This is a genomic window from Rhizobium sp. CB3171, from assembly GCF_029714265.1.
Lineage (GTDB): Bacteria > Pseudomonadota > Alphaproteobacteria > Rhizobiales > Rhizobiaceae > Rhizobium.
Map to the genome: position 1 here is coordinate 702,498 of NZ_CP121652.1, position 13,127 is coordinate 715,624.

Sequence of the window (13,127 nt, forward strand, 5' to 3'; positions counted from 1 at the left end):
GATTTAGGGAAAAGAACAAGAGACATGCATGCCGCAGCCCGCATTTCCCTCGCGAGCGGCGAGGAAGACGACGATGGACGACATACCTTTTTGGAAGAGCAAGACGCTGACGGAGATGAGCACACCCGAATGGGAAAGCCTGTGTGACGGCTGCGGCCTCTGTTGTCTCAACAAGATCGAGGAGTGGGATACGGGCGACGTCTATTTCACCTCGATCCGCTGCAAGTTGATGGACGGCGAAAGCTGTCGCTGCACCAGCTACCCGAACCGCTGGGATTTCGTGCCTGATTGCGTGCAACTGACGCCGGAGAAAGTTCCGGAGCTGGAATGGTTGCCGCCTACCTGTGCCTATCGCCTCGTCAACGAGGGGCGCGACCTCTACTGGTGGCATCCGCTGATATCGGGCGATCCGGAAACGGTTCACATAGCCGGCGTCTCCGCCCGCGGTCGCACGGTCAGCGAAAGCGATGTCGATCTCGACGATTTCGAAGACTACATCGTCGATTGGCCGTTGACGGTGGAAGACGACATGGAGGCTAGTCCTCCGGCAAGGCCATAGATTTCGGCGCCACATTGCGCCATGCCTGCCGCACGAGCGCGTGTATCGTGTCGTCGTCCAGGACATGATGGAAAAGCCGCGTCCAACCCTTGAGCCCCCAGGCGCCCGGCACGGCGAGGACGTGTTCCGAGACGGTTGCCAGCACCATCTGCTGCTGATCGGGCGTCAGCTTGACAACACAGAATTCAGGGTGCGGAAGCGTCAGATAAATTTTCCCGCGAACGCGAAAATCCCGGTTCCCAAAATGCGAGCTCTCCACCGTTTCCGGTAGGCCATGCGCAAAGGAAATGAGGTCATCGTCGATCATGAGCGAAAGATTAGCATGGAAGCACAATGCGCCGCAGCTATCCGCCTTTCTCCGCCTCGTGCGACGAAAGGGCCGCCTCACCGAGCCGGCTTCTCGTTGAAATAACCGAATACGCGTGATATCGCGCGGTGCCTTCGCAAATGCATAGGGAGCCTCCGCGTGATCCGTCATATCGTCTTCTTCACCGTTCCCGATCGCGCCAGTCTTGAAGCCGTACGGTCCGGCCTGTCGATCCTGACGGCTATTCCGCATGCGCGCTTGCTGGAGATCGGCACCAATGTGAAGACCGATCAGCTCGGCACCGATGTCGATCTTGTGGTCTACGGCGAATTCGACGACGAAGCGGCTTTGGCAGCCTACAAGGCGCATCCGAACTATCAGCTTTCCATCGAACGCGTCCGCCCGTTGCGCGAAATGCGGATCGCGGCGGACTATGAGAGCACGACGGCGGTGCGGAAGCCGGTTTAGTATGGTCCTTCGCTGAAGAGACAGCTATTCGCCAATCTTTTCAAAAGCCTGGATAGTCTCGCGGAATCAAGTTCGCCGCATTCGCATGCATCGCGCGAAGCTTTTGACTCAACTTCTCACGCCTTGGAAGCAATGCTCGAAAACATGGCGCGAAGCGATTCAAAAGACTCAAGGAAACCCAAGTGTTTTACGTGGGTAAAACACTTGAAGGCCGGTCGTATCGGCCACCTCGGCACCGCCGATCACGGGCGTGCTTATGCGTTGATGATAATCAAGATAGATTAAAAATGACTGACTTTTGCGGTTTACGGCGGAAACCGGTGCCGCGAGCAATTGCGATGCCGATATGCTGCACGCGCAATTTGCCGTGTGCGTCATCGGTAGAGGGGCGGCGGCAGAGATTTGGAGCGTTTGGTGGGCCGCCGCCTTCCCATCGTTGATATCGCCACTGTCGGGTCGAATTGGCGCAAGATCCTAGATGGGATGGACGTCCGACCGCACGTTCTGCGCGTGGAAAATTACGCCCCATTCATTTGCCATTCAGACGCGTTTGGGTAAATATTTGCTCAAGTTAATGTCCCCGTGGGAAGTCTGGAGCATGGCATCATTTCTGAGCATAGCAGCAGCGGCCGCCATCATGGCCGGCTCGGCTGTTCTGCCGACGCCGACGCCGACCCTGGTGGCGCGTGCGAACAGCGACTGCAGCGAGGCTGCCGCCGAGGTGGTTGCAAAGACGGGGGGACAGCTCCTTTCTGCACAGCCGTCAGGCGATAGCTGTGTCATCACCGTTCTCGTCCAGGGTAATGGCCAGCGGCCGCGCAAGGTAACCATGAAGGTGCCGATGTAGGTGGAAACACTTTCACGCCGCCGCGTAAAGGACTCTCTAACGCTTTGAATCTCAGGAAAAATCTTTAATGGCCGAGTGATTCCACGCGAGCCTCATTTGCAGTACTATTTCTCAAACCAGGGAAATTGGGTCGGAAGATGCGCATTCTTATAGTCGAAGATGATATCAACTTGAATCGGCAGCTTGCCGAAGCCTTGAAAGAGGCGGGCTATGTGGTCGATACCGCCTTCGACGGCGAGGAGGGGCATTTCCTGGGTGAGACCGAGCCCTACGACGCCATCATCCTCGATATCGGCCTGCCGGAAATGGACGGGATCACGGTACTGGAGAAGTGGCGCGGTGCGGGGCGGGGGACGCCCGTATTGATCCTGACGGCTCGCGATCGCTGGAGCGACAAGGTCGCCGGCATCGATGCGGGCGCCGACGATTATGTCGCCAAGCCTTTTCACGTAGAAGAGGTACTGGCCCGAATCCGGGCGCTGATCCGCCGCGCCGCCGGCCATTCGTCATCGGAAATCATCTGCGGCCCGGTGCGTCTCGACACCAAGAGCTCGAAGGCCACGGTCGACGGCAAGCCGCTGAAACTCACCTCGCACGAGTACAGGCTGCTTGCCTATCTCATGCATCACAAGGGCGAAGTCGTTTCGCGCACGGAGCTGGTCGAGCATATGTACGACCAGGATTTCGACCGCGATTCCAATACGATCGAAGTTTTCGTCGGCCGTCTGCGCAAGAAGATGGGTGTCGACCTGATCGAAACAGTGCGGGGTCTCGGCTATCGTATCCAAGCGCCGACCAATGCGAATTAAGTCACTCACCGCCCGCGTTCTGCTGTTGACCACACTCTGGTCCGCCGTGGCGCTGGTGGTGATCGGCCTCGTCATTTCCAATATCTATCGCAAGAGCGCCGAACGCGGTTTTCAGGACCTGCTGAGAGCGCAGCTCTATAACGTCATCAACTCCGTGACGATCGGTGACCAAGGGGCGTTGTCGGGCAGCCCTCAGCTCGGCGACCTGCGTTTCGCTCAGCCGAAGACAGGCTGGTACTGGATGGTCGAACCGCTCGGCACCTATACGGCGACGCCATTGGTTTCGCCCTCGCTCGGTGCGTCGAGCTTGCCCGTTCTCTCGGTCCTGGAAGCGCCTTTCGATAAGAATTACGAGCGCTACTACATCGTCACCGACGCCTTTGGAAACCAGGTACAGGTTGCCGAGACCGAAGTCGTGCTCGATACCGATGGCCGCGCCGCGCGCTTTCGCGTCACCGGCAATGTCGCGGTGGTGGAGGACGATGTCCGCAATTTTTCTCATAGCCTCTATTTCGCACTCGTCGGCTTCGGCGTTGGCAGTCTCGTCGTCAACGCTCTCGCCATTCTCTATGGCCTGATGCCGCTCGATAAGGCGCGCGGGGCGCTGGAGCGCATCCGCGCCGGCGAGAGCGAGCGATTGCATGGGGATTTCCCGCGTGAGATCCTGCCGCTCGCCAACGAGGTCAATGCCCTCATCGACAGCAACCGCCGCATTGTGGAGCGAGCGCGCATGCAGGTCGGCAACCTCGCCCATTCGCTGAAGACGCCGATCGCGGTTTTGTTGAACGAGTCCCGCGTGCTGGAACGCTCGCACGGCGATCTCGTCAAGAACCAGGCCGAGGTCATGCAGGGGCAGGTGCAATCCTACCTCAACCGTGCCCGCATCGCCGCCCAGCGCGAATCCGTGCTGGCCCGCACCGACGCGGAGCCGGCGCTGGAGCGGCTGGTGCGCGTCATGCGGCGGCTCAATGCCGATAAGGAATTCGAGCTTTCCGTTTCGCCGCACCTGTCGCTTGCCATGGAGCAGCAGGATCTGGAGGAGACGGTCGGCAATCTCCTGGAAAACGCCGCGCGTTTTGCCGAACGCAAGGTGCGCGTCGCCGCCAACGAAGCGCCAGCCGAGGTAAAGGGCATCGATCCGGCGCGACAGCACTGGGTAGAGCTGGTGGTCGAGGACGATGGGCCGGGCCTGGAGCCGGATCAGATCCGCGAGGCGATGAAGCGTGGCCGCCGGCTGGATGAAAGCAAGCCCGGCACCGGTCTCGGCCTGTCGATCGTCAGCGAGATCACCAACGAATATCAGGGGCGGTTCGAGCTGTCCCGTGGTTCCTGGGGCGGACTTCGCGCCAGCCTAATTCTACCGGGGGTAACAAAGGATGTTGCGTGACGCGCGGCATGATGCCAGAAAGACGCGGTGCGCCATAGTGATGCCGCATCGCAGTACCTCTAGTTTTGCTCGTTGATACTGGTTCGGTTGTATGAAGCTTCGCACTTTTTTTCTGATTGCCCCGTCCCTTCTTGCCCTTATCGCCCTTTCCGGCTGCTCGACCACGAGCGGCAAAGGCGGCGTGACGGGCTTTCTATCTTCCTCCGCTAAACCAGCCTCCTCGGCGCGCTATATCTCGGCCTTGGAGGGCGGCATCGTCGGCCGCACGGGCATCAAGCTCAGCGACAATGACAAGCAACGGGCGCTGGAAGCGGAATATCGGGCGCTGGAAACCGCGCCGCTCGGTCAGCCTGTCGCCTGGACGGGCAAGAACGTCCGTGGCGAGGTCGTGGCCGCCGCTCCCTATCAGGTCGGCTCGCAAAATTGCCGCCAATACACCCATACGATCACGGTCGACGACAAGCCGACCCAGGCGAGGGGAGCTGCCTGCCGCAACGACGACGGTACGTGGACGCCGCTGAATTAGATCCCCCGCCTGAAAATCGCGGCTAAACGCCTCAAATCTTCGTCAATGCGGCTTTGACGGTTGGAATAAGCGGCCTGTTAAAGTATTGGGCGTCTATGCTGTTCTGGATTCTCGTGGCCGTTCTGACGGCTGTTGTCGGTGCCATCCTGCTCTCCCCCCTTTTGCGTGGAGCAAAGGTGGCTGATGACGGTCGTGCCGGCGAGGCTGCCGTCTATCGCGATCAACTTCGCGAGCTGGACCGCGATCTTGCGGGCGGCCTGATTTCGCAGGAAGAGGCCGGCTATGCCCGCGCTGAAATCGGCCGCCGTCTACTTGCCGTTTCAGGCGCCGGACCGAGTGCCGCGAAGGTGCCAGCCCGCGGCCATTACCTTTCCCAGGCCTTCATCATCGTCCTGCTGCCGGTCGTCTGTCTCTGTCTCTATCTTGTGAAGGGCAATCCCGGCCTGCCGTCGCAGCCGCTGCAAGCGCGCCTCGAACATCCCGGCAACGATCTCGCCATCTCGATCGTCAAGGTCGAGCAGCATCTGGCGCAGCAACCGGATGACGGCAAGGGTTGGGAAGTGCTCGCGCCGATCTACCTCAAGACCGGCCGCATCGGCGACGCGGAACTCGCCTATCGCAATGTCATCCGTCTGCTCGGTCCCAATGCCGAGCGGCTTGGCAATCTGGGCGAAGTTCTGATCATGAAGGCCGATGGCATCGTGACGGCGGAGGCGCGCAGCTCGTTGCAGCAATCCCTTGCGCTTGATGCCGACAATCCCCGAGCGCTCTTCTATCTCGCTTTGGCGCTGGAGCAGTATGGCAAGGCGGAGCAAGCAAAGACGGCCTTCGAGGCGCTGGCGAAACAATCGCCGCCCGGCGCGCCCTGGATGGCTGCCGTCAACGACCATATCGTCAAGAATGGCGGCGCGGCCGATACCGCCACGGCAGATTCGGCAAATGCCAATGCGCCCGGAAACCCGACCAGCGAGCAGGTTGCCGCCGCAGATGCGATGAACAGCGGCGACCGTCAGCAGATGATCCGCGGCATGGTCGAGAGCCTCGACGCCAAGCTCAAGGATGATCCCAGGAATTTCGAAGGCTGGATGCGGCTGATCCGCTCCTATGCCGTGCTGAAGGACAAGGACCGCGCGGTGGATGCGCTGAAGCGGAGCCTGAAGACTTTCCCGGCCGACGGCGGCGAAGGCAAGCAGCTTCTGGCATTGGCGAAGGAGCTCGGACTGCCGACGGAGGTGACGCAGCAATGACCCGCAAGCAGAAACGTCTGGCTGTCATTGCCGGCGGCATGGGCTTCATCGCCGCCGCAGTGCTGCTCGTTCTCTTCGCCTTCAGCCAGTCCGTCGCCTATTTCTATATGCCGGCCGACCTCGCCAAGAACCCGGTCAACGCCGGTACGCTGATCCGCCTCGGCGGTCTCGTGGGCCAGGGCAGCGTGGTGCGCGGCGACGGAACGCAGGTGCAGTTTTCCGTCACCGACGGTACGGATGCGATCAAGGTCAAATATAATGGTATCCTGCCGGATCTCTTCCGCGAAGGGCAGGGTGTGGTCACGGAAGGCAGGTTCGAGCCGGGCAGCGACATCTTCGTTGCCGACAGCGTGCTTGCCAAGCATGATGAGCGCTATATGCCGAAAGAAGTCGCCGACAAGCTGAAGGCGGACGGCGTCTGGAAGGGCGAGGAAGCCAGCCAATGATCATTGAGCTCGGACACTATGCGCTGGTGTTGGCGCTTGCGACCGCGATCATCCTCTCGATCATCCCGGTCATCGGCGCACGGCGAGGCGACTTGTCGATGATGGACATTGCGCCGGTCGGCGCCGTCGTCTTGTTCGCACTGGTCGCCTTTTCCTTCGGCGTTTTGACTTATGCCTATGTCGCCTCCGATTTTTCGGTACTGAACGTCTGGGAAAATTCCCATTCGCTGATGCCGCTGATCTTCAAGATCTCCGGCGTCTGGGGCAATCACGAAGGATCGATGATGCTCTGGTTGCTGATCCTGGCACTGTTCAGCGCCCTGGTGGCGCTGTTCGGGCGCAACCTGCCGGACACGCTGCGCGCCAATGTGCTTGCCGTGCAGTCCTGGATCTCGGCCGCCTTTTTGATCTTCATCCTTTTGACCTCCAACCCGTTTCTCCGTCTCAATCCGGCCCCGGCTGAGGGCAAGGACCTCAATCCGGTGCTGCAGGATATCGGCCTGGCCGTTCATCCGCCGCTGCTTTACCTTGGCTATGTCGGCTTCTCCGTCTGCTTCTCCTTCGCCGTTGCCGCTCTGCTCGAAGGCCGTATCGACGCTGCCTGGGCGCGCTGGGTTCGCCCCTGGACGTTGGCTGCCTGGACCTTTCTGACGCTCGGCATCGCCATGGGCTCCTATTGGGCCTATTACGAGCTTGGCTGGGGCGGCTGGTGGTTCTGGGACCCGGTGGAGAACGCCTCCTTCATGCCTTGGCTCGCCGGCACCGCGCTCCTGCATTCAGCGCTCGTCATGGAGAAGCGCGATGCGCTGAAGATCTGGACGATACTCCTGGCGATCCTGACATTCTCGCTGTCGCTGCTCGGCACCTTCCTGGTGCGGTCCGGCGTGTTGACCTCGGTGCATTCCTTCGCCAGCGATCCGACGCGTGGCATCTTCATTCTGTGCATCCTCTTGATCTTCATCGGCGGGGCGTTGTCGCTTTTCGCCCTGCGCGCCCCGAAGCTTGCCGCCGGCGGCCTGTTCGCCCCGATCTCGCGTGAGGGATCGCTGGTGTTGAACAACCTCATTCTGACGGTTGCCTGCGGCACGGTGCTGACGGGTACGCTTTATCCGCTGGCGCTGGAAACACTCACCGGCGACAAGATTTCCGTCGGCCCGCCCTTCTTCAACATGACCTTCGGCCTGCTGATGACGCCGATCCTGATCGCGGTTCCTTTCGGGCCGCTGCTTGCTTGGAAACGCGGTGATCTGCTCGGCGTGCTGCAGCGGCTCTATGTCGCCGCAGGCCTTGCCCTCATCACGGGTCTCGCCCTGTTCTACGTCCGCCATGGCGGACCGGTGCTTGCCGTTTTCGGCCTGGCCGCCGGTTTCTTTCTGGTTTTCGGCGCAGTGGCTGATCTCTGGTACCGCGCCGGTATCGGCAAGATGGCGGGGAATATCGCGTGGCGGCGTCTGGTCGGTCTGCCGCGTTCGGCCTTCGGAACGGCGCTCGCCCATGCCGGGCTCGGCATCACCGTGCTTGGCATCGTCGCGGTGACGACATTCCAGTCCGAAAACATCACCGAGATGAAGCCGGGCGGCACGGCCGAGCTTGGCGGCTATACGCTGCACTTCGACGGCATCCAGCCCGGCGTCGGCCCGAACTACACCGAGGATCGTGCCCGGTTTACGGTCAGCCGCGGCGGCGTCGCCATCGCCAACGTCTCGTCCTCCAAACGACTTTTCACCGCCGGCCGCACCGCCACGACCGAGGCCGGCATTCTGACGCTTGGCCTCAGCCAGCTTTATGTCTCGCTCGGTGATCCGACCAATGATGGTGGCATGGTCGTGCGCATCTGGTGGAAGCCCTTCATCATCTGCATCTGGGGCGGCGCCATCGTCATGGCGCTCGGCGGCTTCGTTTCCCTAAGCGACCGCCGCCTGCGCGTCGGCGCGCCGAGCCGCAAGGCAAAGCCGGTCCGTCCGGCGATGGAGCCGGCGGAATGAGGCGCGTGCGGCTAATTCCGCTTCTCCCCGTGGGGGAGAAGGTAAAAGCGCTTATGCGTCTGCTCCTTATTGTTCTACTTCTTGCTCCCACCGCCGCCTTTGCAGTCAATCCCGACGAAGTTCTTCCCGATCCGGCCCTTGAGGCCCGGGCGCGGACGATTTCGGCCGAATTGCGCTGCATGGTCTGCCAGAACCAGTCGATCGACGATTCCAATGCCGATCTTGCCCGCGACCTGCGTCTCCTGGTGCGCAAGCGCCTCGTTGCTGGCGACAGCGACAAGCAGGTGCTCGACTATATCGTTTCCCGCTATGGCGAGTTCGTGCTGCTGAAGCCGCGCCTCAGCGAAAAGACCCTGTTGCTCTGGGGCGCACCGGCCGCTCTCTTTATTCTCGGTGGGATCGCTCTTGTCATCTATGCCCGGCGCCGCGTGGGTAAGCCGACGGGCACGCAGCTAACGGCAGAGGAAGAAGCACGTCTCAACGAGATCCTCGGCAAGTGACATTGCACGACAAGTTGTCTTTACCCCATCGAAAACATTTCGCTACATTACGAATTTTTCATTGGTCGGACAGTTCGCTGTAAGGTCGGAAGGCCTATATCTTGCCCATGACCCATCACCGCCGGTTCCATCGGCAAAGAGAAATCGGACGAGAGAAGAAAAGGTAACTCGCATATGTTCAGGAATATCAAGGACGCTTTGTCCCGTAGCACGGCTATGAAAGCTTCTGTCGTCGCCGGCCTCGCTGTCGCTGCTCTCGCCACTGGCGTTCCCGCTGAAATCAGCCGCTCCTATGCCGATGCCGTCAATGTCCAGGCCCCGCAGGTCCCGAGCTTCGCCAATGTCGTCGACGCCGTATCTCCGGCAGTCGTTTCCGTTCGCGTCGAATCCCGCGTCAATCCGGTCGCTGATGAAGACGATTCCTTCGGCCTCGGCCGTGGCTTCGACGAACTGCCGGATGATCATCCGCTGAAGAAGTTCTTCAAGCAGTTCGAACAGCAGCAGGGGCATAACCAGCAACAGGGCCAGCAGAAAGGCCAGCCGGACAATAAGGGCCGCCTGCGCCCGGTTGCCCAGGGCTCCGGCTTCTTCATTTCCGAAGACGGATATCTCGTCACCAACAACCACGTTGTTTCCGACGGCGCGGCCTTCGTCGTCGTTCTCAATGACGGCACCGAACTCGATGCCAAGCTGATCGGCAAGGACCCGCGCACCGACCTCGCGGTGCTGAAGGTCGATGGCAAGGGCAAGAAGTTTACCTATGTCAACTGGGCCGATGACAACAAGGTTCGCGTCGGCGATTGGGTCGTTGCCGTCGGCAACCCCTTCGGTCTTGGCGGCACGGTCACAGCCGGCATCGTCTCGGCCCGCGGCCGCGATATCGGCTCCGGTCCCTATGATGACTTCATCCAGGTCGACGCAGCCGTAAACCGTGGCAACTCGGGCGGCCCGACCTTCAACCTCAACGGCCAGGTCGTCGGTATCAACACCGCCATCTTCTCGCCGTCAGGCGGCAGCGTCGGCATCGCCTTCGCAATCCCCGCCGATACCGCAAAGAACGTTGTCACCGATCTGATCAAGAGCGGTACCGTATCGCGTGGCTGGCTTGGCGTGCAGATCCAGCCGGTAACCAAGGATATCGCCGAATCCCTCGGCCTGTCCGAGCCGAACGGCGCGCTCGTCGTATCCCCGCAGGATGGCTCTCCGGGCCAGAAGGCAGGCATCAAGAACGGCGACGTCGTAACGGCCGTTAACGGCGACCCGGTCAAGGATCCGCGCGATCTCGCCCGCCGTATCGGCGCGATGCAGCCGGGCTCCAAGGTCGATGTTTCGCTATGGCGTAACGGCAAGGCTCAGTCGGTCACCGTCGAACTCGGCACGCTGCCGGCCGACCAGAACCAGGCTTCGAACGACGACAATTCGCAGCAGCCCCAGCCGCAGCAGCCGTCTTCGGAGAAGGCGCTTGCCGATCTCGGCCTCACCGTCGGTCCGTCCGATGACGGTAAGGGTGTCGCGATCACCGGCGTCGATCCGGACTCCGACGCCGCCGACAAGGGCGTGAAGGAAGGCGAGAAGATCACCTCGGTCAACAACCAGCAGGTCTCCAATGCCGGAGACATTGCCAAGGTCATCGATCAGGCGAAGAAGGACGGCCGCACCCGCGCGCTGTTCCAGATCCAGTCCAACGACGGCAGCCGCTTCGTCGCTCTGCCGATCACTGCGGGCTGATTTTCGGCCAATTGAATGCATTGGGAGCCGCGCAGGCCACGGCTTGCGCGGCTCCTTTGTTTCCAGGGCGTGGTTTCCAAACAGGCGCAATAGTTTTCGTGCAGGACCATGGCTTATCGACGAACGGCTTTCAGGGCAGGTAGAAGATGACAACCGCTGGCCAACATACTGTGAACTTTTCCGATTCCGGTTGTGCTGAGGCATCGCCGGCGGGTAATGTTGCCCACATGAAGATTTTGATTATCGAAGACGATCTCGAGGCTGCCGCCTATCTCACCAAGGCGTTTCGCGAGGCCGGCATTGTCGCCGACCATGCGAGCGACGGTGAGAGCGGCCTGTTCATGGGCACGGAGAACGCTTACGATGTCGCCATCATCGATCGCATGCTGCCGCGCCGCGATGGCCTTTCCGTCATCAGCGAGCTGCGTCGCAAAGGCGTGCATACGCCTGTTCTCATTCTCTCCGCTCTCGGCCAGGTCGACGACCGCGTAACCGGCCTTCGTGCCGGCGGCGATGACTACCTGCCGAAGCCATACGCCTTCAGCGAATTGCTCGCCCGCGTCGAAGTCCTCGGCCGCCGCAAGGGCACGCCGGAACAGGATGTTCTCTACCGTGTCGGCGATCTGGAGCTCGACCGGCTGTCGCATGAAGTTCGCCGCGGCGGCAAGGAGATCCTTCTCCAGCCGCGCGAGTTCCGCCTGCTCGAATATCTGATGAAGAATGCCGGCCAGGTAGTGACGCGCACCATGCTGCTCGAAAACGTCTGGGATTACCATTTCGATCCCCAGACGAACGTGATCGACGTACACGTCTCGCGCCTGCGTTCGAAGATCGAAAAGGACTTCAGCCAGCCGCTGCTGAAGACGATCCGCGGCGCCGGCTACATGATCAAGGACGAGGGATGAGCCGCTTTCGCGTTCTCTTCAAGTCTACCGCAGTCCGCCTGTCCGCCCTTTACATCCTTCTTTTTGCGCTCTGCGCCGCCACGCTCGTCTTCTACGTAACGGCCATGTCGGAGCGGTTGCTGACCGGGCAAATCCGCGACGCCGTGCAGCAGGAGGTCAATCAGGTCAAGCGCGCCTACGATGTCGGCGGGCTGAACCTGTTGCTGCGCACGATGGAGCGTCGCGCGCGCCAGCCGGGCGCCAATCTCTATGTCATCGCCAGCCCCTCCGGCGATATCCTGGCCGGCAATGTCGCCTCGGTGCAGCCAGGCGTCCTCGGCGAAGCCGGCTGGACGGAATTGCCCTTCATCTATGAGCGCTATACCGACACCGGCACCGACCCTGAACGACGGCACCTGGCGATCGCCAATATCTTCCTTCTCGACAACGGCCTGCGCATTCTGATCGGTCGCGACCTTGGTGAACCGGAGCGGTTCCGGGTGCTGGTGCGGCAAGCCTTGATGCTGGCGCTGGCGATCATGGGCCTCGGCGCGCTGGTCATCTGGTTCGGTATCGGCCGCAACGCGCTGAAGCGCATCGACCGCATGACCGATGCCAGCCGCAAGATCATGGCCGGCGATCTCTCACAGCGGCTGCCGGTCGGCGGCTCCGGCGATGAATTCGACCGCATGTCGGCATCGCTGAACGCCATGCTGGAGCGCATCGAGAAACTGAACGAAGGCTTGCGGCAGGTCTCCGACAACATCGCCCATGATTTGAAGACGCCGCTGACACGGCTGCGCAACAAGGCCGCGGGCGCGCTCGACAATGCCGACAGCGAAGGGCGCCGTGTCGCGCTTGAGGGCATTATCGGCGAGTCCGACCAATTGATCCGCACCTTCAATGCGCTGCTGATGATCTCTCGCGTCGAGGCCGGTTCCGTGGCCGCCGAGATGACCGGCATCGACCTTTCCTCCATCGTTGCGGACACGGCCGAGCTTTATGAGCCGGTAGCCGAAGAAGCGGGTCTGGCGCTGACGACCGAGATCGAGCCCGATGTCGAGGTGCAGGGCAATCGCGAGCTGATCGGCCAGGCGATTTTCAATCTGATCGACAACGCCGTCAAATATGCCTCGGGCTGTCCGGGCAAACAGACGGTCGTGTTGAAACTCTCGCGTACGCCGGGTGCCGTAAACCTCGCCGTCGCGGATCATGGTCCGGGCATTCCTGCCCATCAGCGGGCGGATGTGGTCAAACGCTTCTTCCGTCTGGACGAGAGCCGCTCCAAGCCTGGCACCGGCCTTGGTCTTGCTCTGGTGGAAGCGGTGATGGAGCTGCATGGTGGACGGCTCGAACTTTCCGATACCGACCCGGCCAGTACAAACGCGCGCGGTCTGACGGTAACCATGATCTTCCCCACGCAGGAACAATAGA

General features: G+C 61.2%; 14 protein-coding genes. 13 read left to right on the top strand and 1 reads right to left on the bottom strand.

Annotation, left to right across the window (positions count from 1 at the left end; all coding sequences use genetic code 11):
* Positions 1-73 precede the first annotated feature (73 nt).
* Complete coding sequence (locus QA648_RS03500; protein ID WP_104822443.1) at positions 74-559, top strand: YcgN family cysteine cluster protein; 486 nt, start codon at positions 74-76, stop codon at positions 557-559.
* On the opposite strand, the gene QA648_RS03505 is transcribed toward QA648_RS03500, so the two are convergent.
* Positions 537-866 (bottom strand): MmcQ/YjbR family DNA-binding protein, encoded by a 330-nt coding sequence (locus QA648_RS03505; RefSeq protein ID WP_283049646.1) that lies wholly within the window; start codon positions 864-866, stop codon positions 537-539. The two genes, QA648_RS03500 and QA648_RS03505, sit on opposite strands and share 23 nt — an antisense overlap.
* 159 nt (positions 867-1,025) lie before the next feature.
* Here QA648_RS03505 and QA648_RS03510 point away from each other — a divergent pair, with 159 nt between their 5' ends.
* From QA648_RS03510 to QA648_RS03565, 12 genes are all read left to right on the top strand, one after another.
* Positions 1,026-1,334 carry a Dabb family protein gene (locus tag QA648_RS03510; RefSeq protein ID WP_283049648.1) on the top strand — a complete coding sequence of 103 codons (309 nt, stop codon included), beginning with the start codon at positions 1,026-1,028 and terminating at the stop codon, positions 1,332-1,334.
* Positions 1,335-1,932: 598 nt separating this feature from the next.
* A complete protein-coding gene (locus QA648_RS03515) occupies positions 1,933-2,181 on the top strand; it encodes a hypothetical protein (protein WP_104822445.1) in 249 nt (82 codons plus the stop codon).
* A gap of 137 nt (positions 2,182-2,318) precedes the next feature.
* On the top strand, positions 2,319-2,990 hold the full coding sequence (locus QA648_RS03520) for a response regulator transcription factor (protein WP_104822446.1): 672 nt from the start codon (positions 2,319-2,321) through the stop codon (positions 2,988-2,990).
* The gene (locus QA648_RS03525) at positions 2,980-4,377 is read left to right on the top strand and encodes a HAMP domain-containing sensor histidine kinase (protein ID WP_283049650.1); all 1,398 of its coding nucleotides are present in this window, start codon (positions 2,980-2,982) and stop codon (positions 4,375-4,377) included. Before QA648_RS03520 ends, QA648_RS03525 begins: the two co-directional genes overlap by 11 nt.
* Positions 4,378-4,468: 91 nt before the next feature.
* A complete protein-coding gene (locus QA648_RS03530) occupies positions 4,469-4,903 on the top strand; it encodes a hypothetical protein (protein ID WP_104822448.1) in 435 nt (144 codons plus the stop codon).
* Positions 4,904-4,998: 95 nt separating this feature from the next.
* Positions 4,999-6,150, top strand: coding sequence for a c-type cytochrome biogenesis protein CcmI (gene ccmI, locus QA648_RS03535; RefSeq protein ID WP_283049652.1), 1,152 nt, complete (start codon positions 4,999-5,001; stop codon positions 6,148-6,150).
* A complete protein-coding gene (gene ccmE, locus QA648_RS03540) occupies positions 6,147-6,596 on the top strand; it encodes a cytochrome c maturation protein CcmE (RefSeq protein ID WP_104822450.1) in 450 nt (149 codons plus the stop codon). Before ccmI ends, ccmE begins: the two co-directional genes overlap by 4 nt.
* The gene (locus QA648_RS03545; RefSeq protein ID WP_283049654.1) at positions 6,593-8,581 is read left to right on the top strand and encodes a heme lyase CcmF/NrfE family subunit; all 1,989 of its coding nucleotides are present in this window, start codon (positions 6,593-6,595) and stop codon (positions 8,579-8,581) included. Before ccmE ends, QA648_RS03545 begins: the two co-directional genes overlap by 4 nt.
* A gap of 53 nt (positions 8,582-8,634) precedes the next feature.
* Positions 8,635-9,081 (top strand): cytochrome c-type biogenesis protein, encoded by a 447-nt coding sequence (locus QA648_RS03550; RefSeq protein WP_283049656.1) that lies wholly within the window; start codon positions 8,635-8,637, stop codon positions 9,079-9,081.
* A gap of 174 nt (positions 9,082-9,255) precedes the next feature.
* Positions 9,256-10,809, top strand: coding sequence for a Do family serine endopeptidase (locus tag QA648_RS03555; RefSeq protein ID WP_104822453.1), 1,554 nt, complete (start codon positions 9,256-9,258; stop codon positions 10,807-10,809).
* 146 nt (positions 10,810-10,955) lie between these two features.
* Positions 10,956-11,714 (top strand): response regulator transcription factor, encoded by a 759-nt coding sequence (locus QA648_RS03560; RefSeq protein WP_104822454.1) that lies wholly within the window; start codon positions 10,956-10,958, stop codon positions 11,712-11,714.
* The gene (locus tag QA648_RS03565; protein WP_283049659.1) at positions 11,711-13,126 is read left to right on the top strand and encodes an ATP-binding protein; all 1,416 of its coding nucleotides are present in this window, start codon (positions 11,711-11,713) and stop codon (positions 13,124-13,126) included. Before QA648_RS03560 ends, QA648_RS03565 begins: the two co-directional genes overlap by 4 nt.
* The last annotated feature ends 1 nt before the right edge of the window (position 13,127 follow it).